Origin of the sequence: Streptomyces canus 299MFChir4.1 (assembly GCF_000383615.1) — a bacterium.
Classification (GTDB): Bacteria; Actinomycetota; Actinomycetes; order Streptomycetales; family Streptomycetaceae; genus Streptomyces; species Streptomyces canus_C.
Genome location: NZ_KB911586.1, coordinates 278,894 through 297,939, shown reverse-complemented (window position 1 = coordinate 297,939; position 19,046 = coordinate 278,894). Strand labels below are relative to the sequence as shown.

19 protein-coding genes are annotated in these 19,046 nt (G+C 70.3%); 10 read left to right on the top strand and 9 right to left on the bottom strand.

What is annotated here, in order from left to right:
- Positions 1 to 90: 90 nt before the first annotated feature.
- The gene (locus tag H293_RS0115040; protein ID WP_020118690.1) at positions 91 to 1,212 is read left to right on the top strand and encodes a hypothetical protein; all 1,122 of its coding nucleotides are present in this window, start codon (positions 91 to 93) and stop codon (positions 1,210 to 1,212) included.
- Here the strand turns inward: H293_RS0115040 and H293_RS0115035 are convergent.
- From H293_RS0115035 to H293_RS0115025, 3 genes are all read right to left on the bottom strand, one after another.
- Positions 1,174 to 1,899, bottom strand: coding sequence for a hypothetical protein (locus tag H293_RS0115035; RefSeq protein WP_158694419.1), 726 nt, complete (start codon positions 1,897 to 1,899; stop codon positions 1,174 to 1,176). The two genes, H293_RS0115040 and H293_RS0115035, sit on opposite strands and share 39 nt — an antisense overlap.
- A 407-nt stretch (positions 1,900 to 2,306) precedes the next feature.
- Positions 2,307 to 2,717, bottom strand: a complete 411-nt coding sequence (locus tag H293_RS0115030) for a DUF2752 domain-containing protein (protein WP_020118688.1) — start codon at positions 2,715 to 2,717, stop codon at positions 2,307 to 2,309.
- A 7-nt stretch (positions 2,718 to 2,724) separates the two neighbouring features.
- Positions 2,725 to 3,147: a TM2 domain-containing protein gene (locus tag H293_RS0115025; RefSeq protein WP_020118687.1), complete on the bottom strand. Its 423-nt coding sequence runs from the start codon at positions 3,145 to 3,147 to the stop codon at positions 2,725 to 2,727.
- 128 nt (positions 3,148 to 3,275) lie between these two features.
- Between H293_RS0115025 and H293_RS0115020 the strand changes: the two genes are divergently transcribed.
- The 4 genes from H293_RS0115020 to H293_RS0115005 all read left to right on the top strand — a co-directional run bounded on the left by H293_RS0115020 (position 3,276) and on the right by H293_RS0115005 (position 5,466).
- Positions 3,276 to 3,686, top strand: coding sequence for a VOC family protein (locus H293_RS0115020; protein WP_020118686.1), 411 nt, complete (start codon positions 3,276 to 3,278; stop codon positions 3,684 to 3,686).
- A gap of 117 nt (positions 3,687 to 3,803) precedes the next feature.
- Complete coding sequence (locus H293_RS0115015; RefSeq protein ID WP_020118685.1) at positions 3,804 to 4,199, top strand: hypothetical protein; 396 nt, start codon at positions 3,804 to 3,806, stop codon at positions 4,197 to 4,199.
- Entirely contained in the window at positions 4,196 to 4,702 is a 507-nt protein-coding gene (locus tag H293_RS0115010; RefSeq protein WP_020118684.1) for a thiol-disulfide oxidoreductase DCC family protein, read from the top strand. Before H293_RS0115015 ends, H293_RS0115010 begins: the two co-directional genes overlap by 4 nt.
- 11 nt (positions 4,703 to 4,713) lie before the next feature.
- Positions 4,714 to 5,466, top strand: coding sequence for a TetR family transcriptional regulator (locus H293_RS0115005; protein ID WP_020118683.1), 753 nt, complete (start codon positions 4,714 to 4,716; stop codon positions 5,464 to 5,466).
- A 5-nt stretch (positions 5,467 to 5,471) separates the two neighbouring features.
- Here H293_RS0115005 and H293_RS0115000 read toward each other — a convergent pair whose 3' ends face one another.
- Positions 5,472 to 7,883 (bottom strand): MMPL family transporter, encoded by a 2,412-nt coding sequence (locus H293_RS0115000; RefSeq protein ID WP_020118682.1) that lies wholly within the window; start codon positions 7,881 to 7,883, stop codon positions 5,472 to 5,474.
- Positions 7,884 to 8,046: 163 nt separating this feature from the next.
- On the opposite strand from H293_RS0115000, the gene H293_RS0114995 reads away from it, so the two are divergent.
- The gene (locus H293_RS0114995; protein ID WP_007384225.1) at positions 8,047 to 8,748 is read left to right on the top strand and encodes a response regulator transcription factor; all 702 of its coding nucleotides are present in this window, start codon (positions 8,047 to 8,049) and stop codon (positions 8,746 to 8,748) included.
- Positions 8,745 to 10,199, top strand: a complete 1,455-nt coding sequence (locus H293_RS0114990) for a sensor histidine kinase (protein ID WP_020118680.1) — start codon at positions 8,745 to 8,747, stop codon at positions 10,197 to 10,199. The genes H293_RS0114995 and H293_RS0114990 overlap by 4 nt, the downstream gene beginning before the upstream one ends.
- A 32-nt stretch (positions 10,200 to 10,231) precedes the next feature.
- Here H293_RS0114990 and H293_RS0114985 read toward each other — a convergent pair whose 3' ends face one another.
- The 3 genes from H293_RS0114985 to H293_RS0114975 all read right to left on the bottom strand — a co-directional run bounded on the left by H293_RS0114985 (position 10,232) and on the right by H293_RS0114975 (position 13,558).
- Positions 10,232 to 11,788, bottom strand: a complete 1,557-nt coding sequence (locus H293_RS0114985) for an ABC transporter substrate-binding protein (RefSeq protein WP_028807859.1) — start codon at positions 11,786 to 11,788, stop codon at positions 10,232 to 10,234.
- Positions 11,789 to 11,983: 195 nt separating this feature from the next.
- Positions 11,984 to 13,291 carry a metallophosphoesterase gene (locus H293_RS0114980; protein WP_020118678.1) on the bottom strand — a complete coding sequence of 436 codons (1,308 nt, stop codon included), beginning with the start codon at positions 13,289 to 13,291 and terminating at the stop codon, positions 11,984 to 11,986.
- Between the two features lie 6 nt (positions 13,292 to 13,297).
- Positions 13,298 to 13,558 carry an SCO4848 family membrane protein gene (locus H293_RS0114975; RefSeq protein ID WP_007384221.1) on the bottom strand — a complete coding sequence of 87 codons (261 nt, stop codon included), beginning with the start codon at positions 13,556 to 13,558 and terminating at the stop codon, positions 13,298 to 13,300.
- Between the two features lie 91 nt (positions 13,559 to 13,649).
- Here H293_RS0114975 and H293_RS0114970 point away from each other — a divergent pair, with 91 nt between their 5' ends.
- A complete protein-coding gene (locus H293_RS0114970) occupies positions 13,650 to 14,945 on the top strand; it encodes a D-alanyl-D-alanine carboxypeptidase family protein (protein ID WP_020118677.1) in 1,296 nt (431 codons plus the stop codon).
- Here H293_RS0114970 and H293_RS0114965 read toward each other — a convergent pair.
- Positions 14,890 to 15,801 (bottom strand): YihY/virulence factor BrkB family protein, encoded by a 912-nt coding sequence (locus H293_RS0114965; RefSeq protein WP_020118676.1) that lies wholly within the window; start codon positions 15,799 to 15,801, stop codon positions 14,890 to 14,892. The two genes, H293_RS0114970 and H293_RS0114965, sit on opposite strands and share 56 nt — an antisense overlap.
- A gap of 226 nt (positions 15,802 to 16,027) precedes the next feature.
- On the opposite strand from H293_RS0114965, the gene H293_RS0114960 reads away from it, so the two are divergent.
- Together H293_RS0114960 and H293_RS0114955 are read left to right on the top strand one after the other, a co-directional pair.
- Positions 16,028 to 17,401, top strand: a complete 1,374-nt coding sequence (locus H293_RS0114960; protein WP_020118675.1) for an FAD-binding oxidoreductase — start codon at positions 16,028 to 16,030, stop codon at positions 17,399 to 17,401.
- Between the two features lie 66 nt (positions 17,402 to 17,467).
- Positions 17,468 to 18,223, top strand: a complete 756-nt coding sequence (locus tag H293_RS0114955) for a decaprenylphospho-beta-D-erythro-pentofuranosid-2-ulose 2-reductase (RefSeq protein ID WP_020118674.1) — start codon at positions 17,468 to 17,470, stop codon at positions 18,221 to 18,223.
- Between the two features lie 65 nt (positions 18,224 to 18,288).
- Here the strand turns inward: H293_RS0114955 and H293_RS0114950 are convergent, their stop codons facing one another.
- A complete protein-coding gene (locus H293_RS0114950) occupies positions 18,289 to 18,873 on the bottom strand; it encodes a 2'-5' RNA ligase family protein (RefSeq protein ID WP_020118673.1) in 585 nt (194 codons plus the stop codon).
- Positions 18,874 to 19,046: the final 173 nt, after the last annotated feature.

Here is a 19,046-nt window from a genome sequence, read left to right as displayed (position 1 = left end):
GAGCCGCCGTTGCGGCGCGGGGACTCCTCTGGGCGACCTCGGCCGGTACATCCTTTCCTGCAGATCGCCGCCAAGAGCGGAGGCTGAGACATGCTCAAGGCGCTCGCTGAAGCGGGTGGCAAGGTCATCGGCGGTGCCCGCTTCAGCCTGACCAGCGTCCTGCCGAGTGTGCTGCTCGTGACGATCGTCGCGGCTGTGGAGCGGGCGGGCCTGTACGACTTAGGAGCGCGGCCGGACTTTTCCGCGGTACAACCTGGCAAGGACGACACCGCGGCCGTGGTGCTCTTCGTGTTCTTCGCTTTTGTGTTCGGCGTACTCATACGCCCCTTCGAGGCCGCCATCGTTCAGTTGCTGGAAGGGTACTGGGAGAGACCGTCACCACTGGCCCCTCTCCGTGAGGCAGCGGTCGAGCGGCATCGGCGCCGCAGGGACCGGGCTGCGGTCGTGCTCAGGTACTCCGAGGACGTTGCGCGGGCCGAGAGGTCCGCATCTGCTTCGCCGGGTGCGCGACCCCACGGAGGATCTGTCCCGCTTCGTGAACTGGCGGAACGCGACCGTCGCAGTGTCCGCCTGCGCCGCAGAGCCCAGCGTGCCCGTCGCATCCGCGCCGGGTATCCCACCGAGATCCGTCCGGACGATCCGCAGGAGGACAGGGACTCAGAGGGAGAACTCCTGCCGACGTCGCTGGGCAACATGCTGTTGCGGGCGGAACGGCTGTCGGGTGATCGCTACGGACTCGACATGTCGCATGTCTATCCACGGATCTACCCCTTCATAGCACCGCGGATGGAGAGTGCGGTCACCCAGCAACTCAGCCTCATCGCGGCTACTGCGTCACTCGCCGTGTCCCTGGGGATCGCAACGTTGGCCATGCTGCCCCTGGTTCTGCGTGGAGATGCATGGTCCTTGTTGCCGCTGGCTCCGGCAGTCCTGACGGTCCTCGCCTACCGTGGTGCGGTGTCGGCCGCGGCCTTCCACGGCACCCTGTTGTCTGCCGTCTTCGACGTGCACCGGTTCGACCTGATCAAGGCGTTCCACTACCCGGTGCCGCGATCAGCCGACCGACTTGTAGGGCTGAACATGATGATCTCGGAATACCTGGCACAGGATGAGGCCCGTCTCGACCAGGAATTGGACCTTCCGATGAAGCACGAGCCCGAGAGTGACGACGTCCTACATCGAGCGAACGGAAACGGCCCCACCCAAGCCTAGGACGTTCAGCACCATGTGGTGAGGGCGGCGCAGTCCGCCGCTGACTGAGTGGCGGTATTCGTCCACGTCCGCGAACACAGGAACCTGTTCGGCGAAGCGCACGGCACGCGTGCTCTCAACGTTGCCCTTCACCACCGCGCATGAGGACCCGACGACGAGCTCGACCCGTCCGAAGAGCACGGTCACATCGACCCTGACCACGCACCGGCGATCATCTGCTCCGTTCACCCTGTCGAACCGAGCTCCCGACAGGTCTATGACGGCGTTGCCGAAGTACGAGCCGACCGTCACGGTTTGCAGGGGCACCGATGACGTGACCACTCGTCGGTCCACGGGAACGAGCACGCTGCGGTAGCGTCGGAGGGGATGGTTCTCCTCTTGGATGTGCGGGTCCGTCCGCACCCCGAGAGACAGCGCGATCCCCAGAACGATCACCACCGACGGCCAAATGCGGTCGGCCGTTCTGCCTTCGAAGACGCCCGCGTTGTAGGCGGCCCACAAACCGCCTCCCGCGACCAGCACCACTGGCCCCACCAGCAATCCCTTGGGCACAGCCGCACGCAGGATGAGTAACAGACCCGCCGCCGCGAGCACATAGGGCAATGCGGACAGCGCCCATCGGCCCCCCGACCGCAGGGCCGCCGCATCGCCCAACAACCAGACCGTGCCGACGATGACCACCAGCAACCCGACGGCTGTACGCAAACGGCCCACCGGCTTCCCCTCCCGCGATCAGCTGAAGAGTACTGAATGCGCTCGGCTACAGCTGGCTCAGGATCGTAGGGTCCGTGATTCTTGTGTAGCCCGTAACCGGCCTGCGGGGCGGACGGGTTGGACTTCGGCGGCAGTTCGAGGATCCTGGCGAGGACGCCGTCCCAGTTGCACTTCTGGATCGCGCCCATGGTCAGCCGCCCACCGGCGGGACGAGCTTCAGGAACGTCTTTCAGCACGCGTTCGGTGTCGTCGGGCTGGGCCAGGCCCGGGAAGACGGGGGCGTTCGGGCTCCCGCTTGTCGTCTCGTCGACGAACATCACGATTCCCGTACCGAAGACAGTACGAGCCGGCACTGACAACGGGCCCCGGACGGAAAGGGGCTAGACGATGTTGCGGGCCACCGTCCAGGCCAGGGCCACCGCGAGGACGGCCACCTGCGCCCGGGGACTCAGCGTGGGCCTCCAGCGGCGGCCGCGCAGGCCCGCCCACGCCCAGCGGCCCAGCAGGACCAAGGCGTACGGCGAGGCGAGCAGCAGGGCCCGGTTGTCCAGCCAGGCCTCGGTGAAGTGGGCGTGCATCAGGTCGTACACCATGCGGGTGCCGCCGCAGGCCGGGCACAGCAGGCCGGTGAGCATGCGGAACGGGCACTGGGGCAGGACGTGGCCGGGCTCGTGCGGGTCGGTGCGGTAGAGATACGCGGCACCGACGGCTCCCGCGACGAGCACCGCCGAGGGTGCCGTCGCGGGGTGGCGGAGCAGGGAGCGCCGCGGGGGCACCGAGGTCTCGTTCACCTGCGCCCTAGCTCCGGAGGATCCGGCCGTGTTCATCGGTGTGGTCGTTCCCGGTGAGCAGGAGGATCCCGTCGATCAGCGACCAGACGCCGAGCCCGCCGCAGGTGAAGAGCTGGGCGAGGCCCATCCCGACGTTGCCCAGGTAGAAGCGTCCGACGCCGAAGCCGCCGAGGGTGAGCTGGAGAATGCCCGCGATGACCTTCGACTTGTCGGAGTACGGCCGCCCGTACGGGTCGTAGCCGTAGGGGGCGTTGGGGTCTCCGGTGTAGGTCCCCGGGGGCGGGTAGTAGCCCGGCGGCGGAAATCCGGGAGGCGGGTAACCCGGCTGCTGGTACCCCGACTGGGGACCCGGCGGCGGGAATCCGGGCTGGGGACCCGGCTGGGGGCCCTGCTTGGGGTCCTGCTGTTCGTGACCCTGCTGTTCGCTCAAGGGGGACTGCTCCTGGGGACCGAAGCGGGAGGGCCCGCGAAAAAAGACGACAATCAGCCGGGTCATCATGCCCGACGGACACCGCGTCGCAGAAGCCCGTTCCGTCACCTCCGGCATAATCTGACGACATGTCAGATGACGAGTCGTACGAACTGCTCGGTTTCGACAACGTGCTGCTGCCCGTCGGGAACGTCGGCGAGGCCGTCTCCTTCTACGAGCGCGCGGGCTTCACGGTGGGCTTCCGGCTGGACGAGGCAGGGATCGCCCTGCTGAAGGTCGGCGGCGAGACGCCGGGGATCCTGCTCCGACAGGAGGAGGGACTGGGCCACCGGCCGCCGCCGTGGCCCGCCACACGCGTGTGGCTGGAGGTACCGGACGCCAGGACCGCCGCCCGGGAGCTGCGCGCGGCCGGAGTCGAACCGCTCGACGAGCCCTTCTCCGTGGTCACCGGCTGGACCGTCGAGATCGCCGACCCCTGGGGCAACGTCCTCGGATTCACCGACTACACCAAGCGTCCAGAGCTCGGCCGGCGCACCTGAGGTGCGGTACGCGCGTACGTGACGCAGACCTCTTCGCCAGCGAGTTGAACACGTTCAAAAGGAGGTCTACTGTCCCCCCTGTCAGCGTTTTGAACGCGTTCAAGAAGGGGGAGGCGCATGGACCGCACGGTCGTCGCCTACGTCATCTACCTCGTCGTCAGCATCGCCCTGACCGTCTGGGTGGCCCGCACGCTCAGCAGGAACGGACGGATCTTCCTCGCCGATGTTCTGCGCGGCAACGAGAAGCTCGCCGAGGCCGTCAACCACCTCCTGGTGGTCGGCTTCTACCTCGTGAACCTCGGCTTCGTCGCGCTGTACCTCAGCGGCGACGGCACGATCGAGGACACCCGCGGTGTCTTCGAGGCCCTGTCCACCAAGCTGGGCGTGGTGCTGCTGGTGCTCGGTGTGATGCACCTGGCCAATGTGTACGTCCTCAACCGGATCCGCAGGCGGGGTGCCATGGAGCGGGAGCAGGTGCCGCCGGTCGCGCCGCAGGACTGGGTCCGGGCATGACGGGCCCGACCGCCCCGGGCAGCACGGCGGACCGCACCCCGGTCCGCCGGCTCACCGTCCTGTACGACGCCGACTGCTCGCTGTGCGCCTTCCTGCGCGACTGGCTCGTACGTCAGCCGCAGCTGGTGCCGCTGGAGATGGTGCCGGCCGGGTCCGAGGAGGCCCGGCGGAGGTATCCGGGGCTCGATCACCGCGCCACCCTGGAGGAGATCACCGTCGTCGGCGACGCCGGACAGGTCTACCGCGACACCGCCGCCTGGATCGTGACCCTGTGGGCGCTGCGCGAGCACCGGCCGCTCGCGCACCGGCTCAGCACCCCCTCCGGGGCGCGGCTCGCGAGGGGCGCGGTGCTCGCCGCCGCCAAGTGGCGGGGCGCGCAGCGGCAGGAGGGCCGGTGGGACGGCAAGGTGTACCGCCGGGCGGACGGCTGGACGTACATCCCCGGCCGGGGCTGGGTCCCCGCCGCACCGGGGTGCGACGGCGGCGGTTGCACCACTGGTTAGGCTCTCGTTCCGTGCCTGCGAACAACGACGGCCCCGACGAGGGCGGTACCCCCAGCAAGTCCGAGCAGACGAGCAAGTCCGAACAGACGCGCGCGCTGATCCTGGAGACCGCCATGCGGCTGTTCCAGGAGCGGGGGTACGACAAGACCACCATGCGGGCCATCGCCCAGGAGGCCGGAGTCTCCGTCGGCAACGCGTACTACTACTTCGCCGGCAAGGAACACCTGATCCAGGGCTTCTACGACCGGATCGCCGCCGAGCACCAGGTGGCGGTCCGGGAGGTCCTGGCCCGGGAGAGCGACCTGGAGGCCCGTCTCGCGGGGGTTCTGAAGGTCTGGCTGGACATCGCGCAGCCGTATCACGAGTTCGCGGTGCAGTTCTTCAAGAACGCCGCCGATCCCGACAGCCCGCTCAGTCCCTTCTCGCCCGAGTCGGAGCACGCGCGCGTGGAGGCGATCGCCGTGCACCGCGAGGTGCTGCGGGGCGCGACGAGGACCAAGGTGCCCGAGGAACTGCGGGACATCCTCCCTGAGTTGATGTGGCTGTCGCAGATGGGGCTCGTCCTGTACTGGATCTTCGACCGCACGGCGGGACGTGAGCGCAGTTACCGGCTCGCCGAGCGCGGTGCCCGGCTCACCGCGAGGGGCGTGTCGCTGGCCCGGTTCCGGGTGCTGCGGCCGCTCGTACGGGAGGTGCACGAGCTGTTCACGGACTTCCTGCCGGGGATGACGAAGGTGATGCCGGACCCCGGCAGGAAGGCGTAGTCACGTCAGCTGACGGCGTCGACCTCCCCCTCGACCAGCTCGACGTCGTACACCAGTGGCCCCTCCCCCACCTCGACGTGCCGCGCGCGCGAGCCGTACGTCGGGGCCGTGGTCGCCAGCAGATACGTCCCCGGCGCCGGGACCGAGACGATGTACGAGCCGTCGGCCAGAGACTCCACCCGGTCCAGCTGACGGCCCCCGCCCGACAGCAGGGTGACGGCCGCGCCCTCCACGGGCTCCCCGTCCGCCGTACGGACGAAGCCGTGGACGGCCGATGCCGGACCACCGGCCGCGCGGGCCCCGGGCGAGGGCGCCGCCTCCTCCTTCGGCTCCACCGCCAGGTGCGGCAGCCTCTTCTCCAACCCCTTGGGCAGCCACCAGTTGGAGTCGCCCAGCAGATGCATCGCGGCCGGCACCAACGCCGTGCGCAGGATGAAGGCGTCCAGGGCGACGGCGGCGGCGAGGCCCACGCCCGCCACGGCCGCGCCCGAGTCACCGCTGAGGACGAACGCCATGAACACGCAGACCATGATCAGGGCGGCGGAGTTGATGACCCGGCTGGTCTCCGCGAGGCCGACGCGTACCGCGCGCGCGTTGTCGCGCGTGTGCACCCACTCCTCGTGCATACGGCTCACCAGGAAGACCTGGTAGTCCATCGAGAGTCCGAACAGCAGGGACAGCATGATGACCGGCAGGAAGGCGTTGATCGGGCCCTCCTTGCCGAGACCGAGCAGTTCCAGGCCCCAGCCCCACTGGAAGATCGCGACCAGGACGCCGAAGGAGGCCGCGGCGGCGATCAGGTTCATCAGGGCGGCCGTCAGCGGCACCACCAGCGAGCGGAAGGCGACCAGCAGGAGCAGGAAGCCGAGTCCGATGATCGTCGCGATGAACAGCGGCAGACGGTCGCCCGTGACGGTCGAGAAGTCCTTCGAGACGGCCGTCACTCCGCCGACGTGCGCCTCCACCCCGGCCTTGGGAATGACGTCGTCCCGCAGCCGGTCGATGAGCCGGTCCGTCTCCACGGACTGCGGTGAGGTCGTCGGCACGACCTGGATCACGGTGACGCCCTGTGCGGGCGGCAGCGCGGCCATCCGCGCGACCCCGGGCGTGTCCTGGAGGCCCTTGACCAGGGCGCTCGTCTCGCGGCCCTCGGTGACCACCTGGAGCGGTCCGTTGAAGCCCGGTCCGAAGCCCTCGGCGAGCAGGTCGTACGCCTTCCTGGTGGTCGTCGAGGCGTCGTCATTGCCCTGGTCGGTGGCGCCGAGGCGGAGCGACAGCACGGGAACGGCCAGCACGGCCATGAAGACCAGGGCGAGCGCGGCGGTCCTGCGGGGGCGCTTCTGGACGGCCGTCGACCAGCGGGCGGCGAGACCCGAGGCGCCCTCGGGCTCCGGCCCCTGGGCGGCCAGCCTGCGCCGCTGGCGGCGGCTGAGCACCCGCGGGCCGAGGAAGCCGAGCAGAGCCGGCAGGAGGGTCGTGGCGGCCAGGACGCTCAGCACCACGGTCAGCGAGGTGCCGATCACCACGCCGTCCAGGAAGCGCAGTCGCGTCACCAGCATGCCGGCCAGCGCGATGCAGACCGTGCCGCCCGCGAACAGCACCGCCCGGCCCGAGGTGTTGAGGGCGGTGACCGCCGCTTCCTCGGGGTCCAGGCCGCGCTGGATGCCCTTGCGGTGCCGGGTGACGATGAACAGGGCGTAGTCGATGCCGACGCCGAGGCCGATCAGGGAGGCCAGCAGCGGGGCGATGTCGGGGACGTCGGTGGTGTGGCTGAGCAGCTGGGTGGCGAACAGGCCCGTGCCCACGCCGAAGACGGCGATCGCGATCGGCAGCGTCATGGCGAAGAACGAGCCGAACGCCAGGAACAGCACGATGGCGGCCGCGACGATGCCGACCCCCTCCGACAGCCCCTGCGGCGGTTCCTGCACACGCTGGATCGCCTGGCCGCCCAGTTCCACCTGGAGACCGGCCCGCTCGGCCCCCTGCGCGGTGTCGACGACGTCCTGGACGAGTTCCTTGGGCACCTCGTTCGCCCGCTTGACGAAGGTCACCTGGGCGTACGCGATCGTGCCGTCCCGGCTGACCTGCGCGGCCCCCCGGGCGTCGTAGGGAGTGGTCACGGCCCCGACGCCCGGCATCTTCGCGATGTCGTCCAGGACGGGCCGGATCCGGTCCCGCACCGCCTGGTCCCGCACCGATCCCTCGTCGACCTTCCAGACCACCGTGTCGGTGTCGCCGGAGGTGTTCGGGAAGGCCTTCTCCATCAGGTCGTACGCGCTCTTGGAGTCCGTGTCGGGGAGGGAGAACACGTTCGCGTAGTTCGTGCCCGCCGTCGAGGCCGAGAAGCCCAGCCCGAACAACGCCCCCACCCACAGCAACAGGACCACCAGCCGGTGCCGATAGCACCAACGTGCCAATGCCGCCACGCTCAACTCTCCTCAGTAGTCGGTCGGTCCCCCAGGTCCTGCGGAACAGGATCGGCAGCGGCACACACGCGTGGACACGAGATGCCCATGACTCTCAAGGAACTCCAAAGGGCGAACCGGCCCGACTGTCAGTGGCCCGGCCGATACTGGGGGCATGACTGGGGGAGAGACGAAGAGTCCGGGCACCGTGCTGGTGGTGGAGGACGAGGAGAGCATCGCCGACGTCCTCGCCATCGCCCTGCGCTACCACCGGTTCGAGGTGATGGTCGCGGGGTCCGTCCGCGAGGCGCTCGCGCTCACCGACCGCACCCGCCCGGACGCGGCCCTGCTGGACGTCATGCTGCCCGACGGCGACGGCCGCGCCCTCGGCCGTGAACTGCGCGAGCGGCGGCCCGACCTGGCCCTGGTCTTCCTCACCGCGCGGGACTCCCCCGCCGAGATCGTCGGCGCCCTCGGCTTCGGCGACGACTACATCACCAAGCCGTTCAACATCGACGAGGTCGTCGCCAGGATCACCGCCGTCCTGCGCCGCACCCGCCCCGCCGACGTCCTGCCGCAGCGGCCGCCACTGCGCTACGGCGACCTGGAGCTGGACGAGACGACGTACTCGGTGCACCGCGACGGCCGCACGGTCCAGCTCACCCCCACCGAGTACGCGCTGCTGCGCTTCCTGGTGCGCAACGGCGGCCGGATCGTCCCCAAGGAGCAACTCCTGCGCCACGTCTGGCAGTACGAGCACACCCCGCCCGAGTCGACCGTCGTCGAGACCTACATCAGCTACCTGCGGCGCAAGCTGGACGCCCTGGGCCCGCCGGTGATCACCACCCGGCGTGGTGTCGGATACGGGCTCGCATGACGTTCCTCCTGTCTCGTCGCCGACACGGCATCCACTCCCTGCGCGGCAAGCTGACGCTGGCCAATGTGGCGCTGCTCGCGATCGGCATCGTCGCGGCGACCGCCGTCAGCGTGATGGGCATGCGGTACTACCTGCTCGACCAGATCGACAGCCAGCTCATCAAGACCCGGGACTCCCTGGGCGGTTCGGAGCTCACGCTCCGGGAGATCGACTCGCTGAGCATGCTGAGCTTCGTCCGCGAACGGCTCATCCCCGCACAGGACGACAAGGAGCGCTCGGCGGGGACCGTCTTCGCGGCCGTCGACGGCAAGGGTGAGCCGATCGGGATCCTCGGCTTCGATCCGAGCGAGTCCCAGCGGGACCTGGCGAAGGCGGTGGGCGACCCGCGCGCGCTCGCCGCCGACTCCGCACCGCACGACGTCACCCTGGGCGGCTCCACCTACCGCGCGACGGCGGCCCGCCTCGGCGACGGCACGTACGCGCTGCTCGCCGCGCCCACCGATGTCCTGCACCAGGGCGTCGCCAAGGCCGTCCGGCTCGATCTCGCGATCGGCAGCCTGCTGCTCGCGCTGCTGGCCTGTCTGACGATGTTCAGCGTCCGGCGCCGGATGCGGCCGCTGGAGGACATGGTGGAGACCTCGTCGGCGATCGCCGAGGGCGATCTGACCCGGCGCATCCCCTCCAGCTGCGAGGCCACCCTGGAGGTCGAGCAGCTGCGGGTCGCCCTCAACTCCATGCTCCACCAGGTCGAGTCGGCGTACCGCACGCGCGAGCGCAGCGCGGCCCAGCTGCGCAGCTTCGTCGCCGACGCCTCGCACGAGCTGCGCACCCCGCTGTCCGCGATACGCGGCTACCTCCAGCTGTACGACAAGGGCATGCTCTCCGACCCGGACGAGCGAAAGCGGGCCTGGACCCGGGTCCTCGCGGAGACGGACCGGATGGGGCGGCTGGTGGACGAGCTGCTCACCCTCGCCCGCCTCGACCAGCAGCCCGAACTGCGGTTCAGGAACGTCGACCTGAGCCGGCTGGTGCGGGAGGCGGCCGACGACCTGCGGGTGCAGCAGCCCGACCGGCCTGTCGAGGTCGCCGCCGAGGGCTCCCTGCTGGTGCGGGCCGACGAGTCCGGGCTCAGGCAGGTCCTGGGCAACCTGGTGGGCAACGTCCGCACGCACACGCCCGCCGATGTGCCGGTGCGGCTGGGGGTGGAGCGGGAGGACGGGGTCGTCCGGCTGTGTGTCGCGGACGAGGGTCCGGGGCTGGCCGCGGACGACGCGGCCCGCGTCTTCGACCGGTTCTTCCGGGTCGGCGGTGGTGCGGGCAGCGGCCTGGGCCTCGCGATCGTGCAGGGCGTGGTCCGGGCCCACGGCGGCGAGGTGGGGGTGGCCACGGCCCCGGGCAAGGGGCTCGCGGTGACGGTCACCCTGCCGGTACGCGCGTGTGCGGGGCAGTGACCCCAGTCGTACGTCCGCTCAGTCGGCCGAGGTCAGATCCAGTTGAGGCGCCAGAGCCGGAAGACGCCGGTGCCGTCCGAGAGGTACTGGCCGCCACCGACGTCCTCGCTGGTCACGACGTAGTCCTTGGCCTGCCACAGGGGGATGACCGGAACATCGTGGGCGACCGACGCCTGGACGTCACGGAAGTCCTGCTCGGCCTCGCCGCGGTCGGCGAAGCGCTGGCTGTCCTGAATCAGATGGTCGACCTGGTTGCTGCTGTAGCCGGTGTTCATGGTGCCGTCGGTGCCGACCAGCGGGGAGCCGTAGGTGTCCGGGTCGGGGTAGTCGGCCACCCAGCCGACCGCGTAGGCGTCCAGCTTCCCGGTGGCCCAGCGCTTTTGGAAGTCGGTCCACTCGTAGCCCTTGAGCGTCACCTTGAACAGGCCGCTCGCCTCCAGCTGCTTCTTGAGCTCCTTGGCCTCCGCGGCGGCTGAACCGCTGGTCAGGCCGTAGCCGTAGGTGAAGCTGACCGGGGTGGTCACACCGGCCTCGGTGAGGAGGGCGCGCGCCTTCTTGACGCTCGGCTCCGGGTAGGTGTCGAAGAAGGACGTGGTGTGGCCGGTGATGCCGGCCGGGATCAGCGAGTAGAGAGGGTCGACGGTCCCCTCGTACACCGAGGCGGCCAGCTGCTCGCGGTTGATCAGCCAGGCCAGGGCCTGACGCACCTTGACCTCGTGCAGCGGCTTGCCCTTGCGGGTGTTGAGGTAGAGGTTGCGGACCTCGGAGCTGTCGGCCTCCGAGACACGCTGGCCGGGGTCGCTCGGGTTGAGTCCGGCGAGGACGTTGGGTGGCAGCTGGCGGTAGGCGACGTCGATCCGCTTGGCCTTCCAGGCGGCGCTCAGCTTGTTCGAGCCGCCGTAGTAGTCGAGTTCGACCGGGCGGCCGGTGCTCTTGATCTCGCCCTTGTAGCTGCCGTTGGGCGTGAGGACCGCCTTCTTGCCCTTCGTGTACGACGTCAGCTCGTACGGCCCGGTGCCGTCCACGCCGCTGTCGGTGCGCAGGGAGCCCGCGGGGTACTTGGTGCTGTCGACGATGGCGCCCGCTCCGGTGGCCACCTTGAACGGGAAGGTGGCGTCGGGCGAGGACAGCCGGAAGGTGACCGTACGGCCGCTGGCGCTTACCGACTCCAGGGTGTCCAGCAGGGTGGCCGGACCGACATCGGAGTTGATCTTCTTGACCCGGTCGAAGGAGTACTTGACGTCCTTCGCGGTCATCTCGCGGCCGTTCGGGAACTTCAGGCCCTCGCGCAGCACACAGCGGTAGGTGCGCAGGTCGCTGCCCTTGAAGTCACAGCTCTCGGCCGCGTCGGGGACGGGTGTGGCACTGCCCGGCTCGAAGGCCAGCAGCGACTGGAAGACGTTGTTGAACAGCGCCCACGAACCGGCGTCGTAGGCGCCGGCCGGGTCGAGTGAGGTGACCTCGTCGGTCGTCCCCACCTTGATCGCCTTGCCCCCGCTCCCCCCGGACGGGAGCAACTGCCAGCCGCCTACTCCCACAACCCCCAGAACGAGCAGCGTCGCGAGAACCCGCGTGCGAACCGACCGCATCGGTTTGCCCTCCCCTGACCCCTATGGGTCCCCATGCACGTGCCACCCCCTAGTGGCGCGAATCACCTAATCACAGGTGTTTCACCTGGGGGAAGAGGGATTTGTCGAGTTGGGCAAGACGTTACCGCGAGCAGTTTCGGCCATGTTTCACAGCCCTCTCACAGCCTCTCCCCGCGAAGATCGCCCGGCCGCCGTTCAGGCCTGCTTCGACGCCAGTTCGATCACCGTGATGTCCGAGGGGGCGCCCACACGCGTGGGCGGGCCCCAGGCGCCGGCGCCTCGGCTGACGTAGAGCTGTGTGTCGCCGTAGCGCTCCAGGCCGGCGACTGTGGGGTTCGCCGCCTTCGCGAGGAGGTTGCCGGGCCAGAGCTGACCGCCGTGGGTGTGACCGGAGAGCTGGAGGTCGACGCCGTGGTCGACCGCGTCATGGATCTGGACCGGCTGGTGGGCGAGGAGCACGCACGCGCGTGCCGTGTCCCGGTCACCGAGGGCCTTGGCGAAGTCGGGGCCCTGGCCCTCGCTCTCGCCGGCGATGTCGTTGACACCGGCGAGGTCGAACCAGGCCAGTTCCGTGCGGTCGTTCTCAAGCGGGCGCAGGCCGAGCCGTCGTACCTCCTCGACCCACTGCGCGGCACCGGAGAAGTACTCGTGGTTGCCGGTGACGAAGAACGAGCCGTGCCGTGCGTCGAGCCGGGCGAGCGGGGCGGCAGCCGGGCCGAGGTCCTTCACGCTGCCGTCGACCAGATCGCCGACGACGGCGATCAGGTCGGGCCGGGTGGAGTTGATGGTGTCGACGACCTTCTGGGCGAAACCGCGGCCGAGCACCGGGCTCAGGTGGATGTCGCTGACCACCGCGATCCGGTAGCCGTGCGCCGCGCGCGGGAGCTTCGCCAGCGGCACGGTGACCCGCTTGACTCCGGGACCGCGCAGGACGCCGTAGGTGCCGTGGCCGACGGTCCCCACGGCGGCCGCGGCGGCGGCTCCGGCGACGACCCGGGAGACGAAGAGGCGGCGGGAGGGGGCGGTGATGGGGGCGGGCGGGCCGGGCTCCTGCGGCTCCTTAGCTCCTGGCTCCTGGGTTCCTGGCTCCTCGGGCGGACTCACGTCCCCCCGCGGGTTCTCGGCCGGCGCACCCGCAGGCACCCGCTCCGGACGCGGTACGGCGGCCGGGGCCGGCCCCTTGCGCCGGTCCCGGTGTTCGAGGAACCGGCGCAGCAAGGGCCGTACGAGCTCTCCCGCCACGACCGCGAGCAGTAGGTAGATCGACAGCGCGAGCCACAGGAAGCCGGGCCACGCGAGCACGCGCTGGAGCCAGAAGGGGGCGCCGGTGCGCTCCGCGACCAGGGCGGCGATCGCCAGTGCCCAGCCGCCCCCGATGAGCGCCGCGCCGGCGCGGCGGACCCGTCCGGGCCCGCTCGTGGCGTCCCGGACCAGGCGGCGCCACAGGTACCAGTTCGCCGTCACCAGGACGGCCAGGGCTAGCAGTGCGAAGACGATGACCACGCTCTGCTAACTCTCCGGGGTCGGCTGTGAGTTCCGGCGCAGTGCGCGCACTCCACGCAACCCGATGAGCCCGACGACCGTCCCCAGTACGAAGGAGACGACGGCCAGCAGCAGGTGCACCCAGAAGTACCCCGTCGGGTCGCCCGCGTCGTCGAACGCAAGCCCGCTGGCGTCCTTGACGAGGTTCTTGACGAAAGTGATCCAGATGATCCAGCTCCACACCCCGAAAGCGAGCAGGAACCAGGAGACGGGGCGGCTGAGCTTCATGGGTCCAGTATCGCGGGCCGCTGTCCGGTTCCACCGCCGGGGTGGAGCGGGCCGCGGGACTTCGCACTCCGGGCCCTGTACTTTCCTGAGCGTGTCCGCACCCCATAAGAAGACCGCCGGGCGATCCCTGCTGGTCACCTCCGCCGCCCTGTCGTCCCTCGCGCTGACCGCGCCCGTCGCCCTCGCGGCCCCCAGCCCGTCACCGAGCGCCAGTCCCTCGGCGACTCCGCCGGCCCGCATGTCGACCGTGGGCGGCTCACGGCTCGGCCAGACGGGCACCCAGGTCAATCTGGCGAGCGGGGTCCCGGTGCTGCCGAAGGACATCACCGCGCGGTCGTGGATCGTCACCGACGCCGAGTCCGGCGACGTGCTCGCCGCGCACAACGCGCACTGGCGGCTGCCCCCCGCGAGCACCATGAAGATGCTTTTCGCGGACACCTTGCTGCCGAAGTTCGCCAAGGCCGAGAAGCACAAGGTCGTCCCCTCCGACCTCGCGGGCATGGGCACCGGCTCCAGCCTGGTCGGGATAAAGGAGGGCGAGACCTACACGGTCCATGACCTGTGGCTCGGCGTCTTCCTTCGCTCCGGCAACGACGCGGTGCACGTCCTGTCCGCGATGAACAAGGGCGTCGCCAAGACCGTCACGGAGATGAACGAGCACGCCGAGGAGCTCCAGGCCCTCGACACGCACGTGGTCAGCCCCGACGGCTACGACGCCCCCGGACAGGTCTCCTCCGCCTACGACCTGACCCTGTTCGCCCGCTCCGGCCTGCAGAAGAAGGACTTCCGCGAGTACTGCTCGACGGTCACCGCGAAGTTCCCTGGCGAGACGAAGAAGGACAAGAAGGGCAAGGTCGTCCGCAAGCCCTTCGAGATCCAGAACACCAACCGGCTGCTGAGCGGTGACTACGACATCTCGCAGTACCAGGGCATCGCAGGTGTGAAGAACGGCAACACCACCAACGCCGGCGCCACCTTCACCGGTGTCGCCGAACGCAATGGCAGGGTGCTGCTCGTCACCGTCATGAACCCGTCGAAGGAAGAGCACAACGAGGTCTACAAGGAGACCGCGAAGCTCTTCGACTGGGGCTTCAAGGCGGCCGGCAAGGTGCAGCCGGTGGGTGAGCTGGTGCCGCCGAAGGGCGCCGCGCAGTCGGGGACCTCCGGGCAGGCGGGCGGCGGCTCCGGCGGCTCGGGTCAGTCCGCGGGTCCGGGGGCCTCGGCGAAGCCCGTCACGTCCGCCACGGCCGGCGGCGGCTCCCGTGGCATGGAGACCGCCTTCGCGATCGCCGGCGGCCTCCTCGTACTGCTCGCGGGCGCCGCGTTCCTCGTCAACCGCCGCTGGCCGTTGCCGGATCTGGTACGTCGGCGCTCGCCCCGTCCGTGAGCTCCTGCTCCTTGCTCCCCGTCGCCGTCCACGCGGCGCAGAACAGCACCAGTTTCGCCGTGAAGTTGATCCACAGCAGCAGGGCGACGGGGACGCCGAACGCGCCGTACATGCTCTTCGTCGCCACGCCCTGCATATAGCCGCTCAGCAGCAGCTTCAGCAGCTCGAAGCCGACCGCGCCGGTCAGTGCCGCGACGAACAGCCGGCGGCGCCCCGGCTCGACGCCGGGCAGCAGGGTCAGGACGTACAGCAGGAGCAGGAAGTCGGCGAGTACCGCGATGGAGAATGCGGCGATCCGCAGCAGGACCCGGCCCGCGCTGCCCTCCTGGAGGCCGAGTTCGCCGCCGATCCGGTCGACCAGCGCGGAGGCGACGGTGGAGATGGCGAGCGTGACCAGGACGGCGCCGCCGAGCCCGACCAGGATGCCCAGGTCCTTGCCCTTGCGCAGGACCGCGTTCTCGTCCTCGTCGGGCAGCTCCCACACCGCGCGCAGGCACTCGCGCATCGAGCCGGCCCAGCCGATGCCGGTGAACAGCAGGGCGGCCGTGGCGATGAGGCCGACGGTGCCGGCGTTCTGCACCAGGTCGTCGATGTTCAGCTGGTCGGAGATGCCGGGCACCTGGTCGGCGATCTTGTTCTGGAGGTCGTTCTGCTGCTTCGTGCTGAGCGTGGCGGCGGCGATCGCGGCGGCCACGGTGAGCAGCGGGAACAGCGCGACGAAGCTGGTGAACGTCATCGCGGCGGCCAGCCGGGTCCACTTCACCCGGTCCAGCCGTTCGTACGACCGCCACGCGTGCGTGGCCGTCAGGCGCACCCACAGGGGCCCGACGACGGGGAGTCTCTTCAGCCAGTCCATGATCGGATCTTGCCCTCCGGGTGGAAGACCGATGTGTGAGTACCCCGAAAACGCGGGAGTGCCGCGCGTGCCGGGCGGTTGCGGGGGCGGTCGGCTACCGGAAGGAGTGCCGGCCCGCCGTACACAGCAGAGACATATTGGGCGACATCCCATTAATCACCCATTTCGGGGAGAGTTGTGAGGTTTACGAGCGAATTGCCGCTATAGCGGCGATACGGTCACCGGCATGTCTGCCGACACCGTTCCCGTCACGGGATGGGGCCGCACCGCCCCCACCGCGGCCCGTCCGATCCGCCTGCGGAGCTACGAGGAGGCCGTGGCCGCCGTCCGGGGCTGCGGGGCCCGCGGCGGCATCCCCCGAGGCCTGGGGCGGGCCTACGGGGACGCGGCCCAGAACGCCGGCGGCGCGGTGTTCGACATGACCGCTCTGAACCGCGTCCACGCGATCGACGCCGAGGGCGGCACCGTGCTGTGCGACGCGGGCGTCTCCCTGCACCGGCTCATGCAGGTGCTGCTGCCCCTCGGCTGGTTCGTGCCGGTGACGCCCGGGACCCGCTACGTCACGGTCGGCGGCGCGATCGGCGCCGACGTGCACGGCGGGAACCACCATGTGTCCGGGTCCTTCTCCCGCCATGTGCTGTCGTTCGAACTCCTCACCGCGGACGGCGAGATCCGCACCGTGCGCCGCGGCACCCCCCTGTTCGACGCGACCACCGGCGGCATGGGCCTGACCGGGATGATCCTCACCGCGACGGTCCAGTTCCAGCCGGTCGAGACCTCACTGATGTCGGTCGACACGGAACGCGCGCGGGACCTCGACGATCTGATGGCCCGTCTGACGACCGGCGATCGCGGTTACCGCTATTCGGCCGCCTGGATCGACCTGCTGGCCCGCGGGAGCGCGACGGGGCGGGCGGTGCTGACCCGGGGCGACCACGCGCCGTTGGAGGCGCTGCGGACGCCGGGACCCCTCGCCGGGGGCACGCGTGCGCGTAGGGACCCGTTGGCCTTCCGGCCCCCGCGCTTCCCGTCCCCGCCCGCGTTCCTCCCGGAGGGGCTCGTCAACCGCACGACCGTGGGGCTGTTCAACGAGCTCTGGTACCGGAAGGCGCCCCGCGCGCGTACCGGCCGGTTGCAGCGGATCTCCGCCTTCTTCCACCCCCTGGACGGCGTACCGCACTGGAACCGGATCTACGGCCGCGGTGGCCTCGTGCAGTACCAGTTCGTCGTCGGACACGGCCAGGAGGAGGCCCTGCGCCGGATCGTGCGGCGGGTCTGCGGGCAGCGGTGCCCGTCCTTCCTCGCCGTCCTGAAGAGGTTCGGGGACGCCGACCCCGGTTGGCTCTCCTTCCCGGTGCCCGGCTGGACGCTGGCCCTGGACCTCCCGGCGGGTCTGCCGGGCCTCGCCCCGCTCCTCGACGAGCTGGACGAGGAGGTCGCCGCGGCCGGCGGGCGGGTCTGCCTCGCCAAGGACTCCCGTCTGCGGCCGGACCTGCTCGCCGCGATGTACCCGCGCCTCGACGACTTCCGTGCGCTGCGAGCGGAGCTGGATCCGCGCGGGGTGTTCACCTCCGACCTGTCCCGCCGCCTCACGCTCTGAGCCCTCTTCAACCCTCCGAGCCCACTGAGCCCACTGAACGTCTCTGGCCCTCCCAAGGAGCTGCTCGTGAAGGACGCCTTCGGCATTCCCCAGTCCCTGCTCGTCCTCGGCGGTACGTCCGAGATCGCACTGGCCACCGTCCGCCGTCTCGTCGTGCGTCGCACGCGCACGGTATGGCTGGCGGGGCGCCCCTCCCCCGGCCTGGAGTCGGCCGCCACGGAACTGCGCGCCCTGGGGGCCGAGGTCCGCACCGTCGCCTTCGACGCGCTGGACCCCGAGTCCCACGAGGCGGTGCTCGGCAAGGTGTTCGCCGAGGGCGACATCGACATGGTGCTGCTCGCCTTCGGGATCCTCGGCGACCAGGCCCACGACGAGCGCGAGCCGGTCGCCGCGGTACGGGTCGCGCAGACCAACTACACGGGGGCCGTCTCGGCCGGCCTGGTGTCCGCGCGCGCGTTGCAGTCCCAGGGGCACGGCTCGCTCGTCGTGCTCTCCTCCGTGGCCGGTGAGCGCGCCCGCCGCGCCGACTTCATCTACGGCTCCAGCAAGGCCGGCCTCGACGTCTTCGCGCAGGGGCTGGGTGACGCCCTGCACGGCACGGGCGTGCACGTGATGGTCGTACGCCCGGGGTTCGTACGGTCGAGGATGACGGCCGGTCTGGAGGAGGCGCCCCTCGCGACCACACCGGAGGCCGTCGCGACCGCGATCGAGCTGGGGCTGCGACGGCGCTCCGAGACGGTGTGGGTACCGGGAGCGCTGCGGGTGGTGATGTCGGCGGTGCGGCATCTGCCGCGGGCGGTGATCCGACGGCTGCCGCTGTAACCGCGGGTATGGCTGGGGAGCTGCCGTTACAACGCCTGTAGCCGTTACAACGCCTGTACCAGGAGTTACAGCTGGCTCGTGGGCAGGGAGCCGCGCTCCACGTGCCCCGCCTGCGGGGGCACGACCGATCCCCCGAAGGTGAACTCGCGCAGCTTGCGCCACACCCCGTCGGGCCCCTGCTCATAGAGCGCGAAGCCGGTGCACGGCCATTCGGCCTCGAAGTCCGCGAGTTCCTCGAAGGCGCGGTCCATGGACGCCTCGTCGATGCCGTGGGCGACCGTGACGTGCGGGTGGTAGGGGAACTGGAGTTCCCGCGCGACCGGCCCCGAGGCGTCACGGACCTGCTTCTGGAGCCAGGTGCAGGCGTCTGCGCCCTGGACGACCTGGACGAACACGACGGGTGACAGCGGCCGGAAGGTGCCGGTGCCGGACAGCTTCATCGGGAACGGCCGGCCCGCCGCGGCGACCTCGGTGAGGTGCGCCTCGATGGCGGTCAGCGCGGTGTCCGCGACCTCTGTGGGCGGCAGCAGGGTGACATGGGTGGGGATCCCGTGAGCCGCGGCGTCGCCGAAGCCCGCGCGCCGCTCCTGGAGCAGGCTGCCGTGGGGCTCCGGGACCGCGATCGACACACCGATCGTTACGGTCCCCACGTCGTCTCCTGTTCGTCCCTGTCGTCCTGTCGGATTCGTTACCAGCCGTCCGGCTATCGACTGTACGGCCACGGCTGTGCTGTGGGCAGGCGCAGGCATAGTGATGTGCAGCGCTCTGCCCGGTGGTGCTGGTGTGCGGTGGTACGCCCGGTGCCCGGCGGTCGGTGCCGACG

Coding starts and splice junctions, on each gene's coding strand:
- H293_RS0115040 (WP_020118690.1), top strand. CDS start 91: ATGCTCAAGGCGCTCGCTGAAGCGGGTGGCAAGGTCATCGGCGGTGCC.
- H293_RS0115020 (WP_020118686.1), top strand. CDS start 3,276: ATGTCAGATGACGAGTCGTACGAACTGCTCGGTTTCGACAACGTGCTG.
- H293_RS0115015 (WP_020118685.1), top strand. CDS start 3,804: ATGGACCGCACGGTCGTCGCCTACGTCATCTACCTCGTCGTCAGCATC.
- H293_RS0115010 (WP_020118684.1), top strand. CDS start 4,196: ATGACGGGCCCGACCGCCCCGGGCAGCACGGCGGACCGCACCCCGGTC.
- H293_RS0114995 (WP_007384225.1), top strand. CDS start 8,047: ATGACTGGGGGAGAGACGAAGAGTCCGGGCACCGTGCTGGTGGTGGAG.
- H293_RS0114990 (WP_020118680.1), top strand. CDS start 8,745: ATGACGTTCCTCCTGTCTCGTCGCCGACACGGCATCCACTCCCTGCGC.
- H293_RS0114985 (WP_028807859.1), bottom strand. CDS start 11,788: ATGCGGTCGGTTCGCACGCGGGTTCTCGCGACGCTGCTCGTTCTGGGG.
- H293_RS0114975 (WP_007384221.1), bottom strand. CDS start 13,558: ATGAAGCTCAGCCGCCCCGTCTCCTGGTTCCTGCTCGCTTTCGGGGTG.
- H293_RS0114965 (WP_020118676.1), bottom strand. CDS start 15,801: ATGGACTGGCTGAAGAGACTCCCCGTCGTCGGGCCCCTGTGGGTGCGC.
- H293_RS0114960 (WP_020118675.1), top strand. CDS start 16,028: ATGTCTGCCGACACCGTTCCCGTCACGGGATGGGGCCGCACCGCCCCC.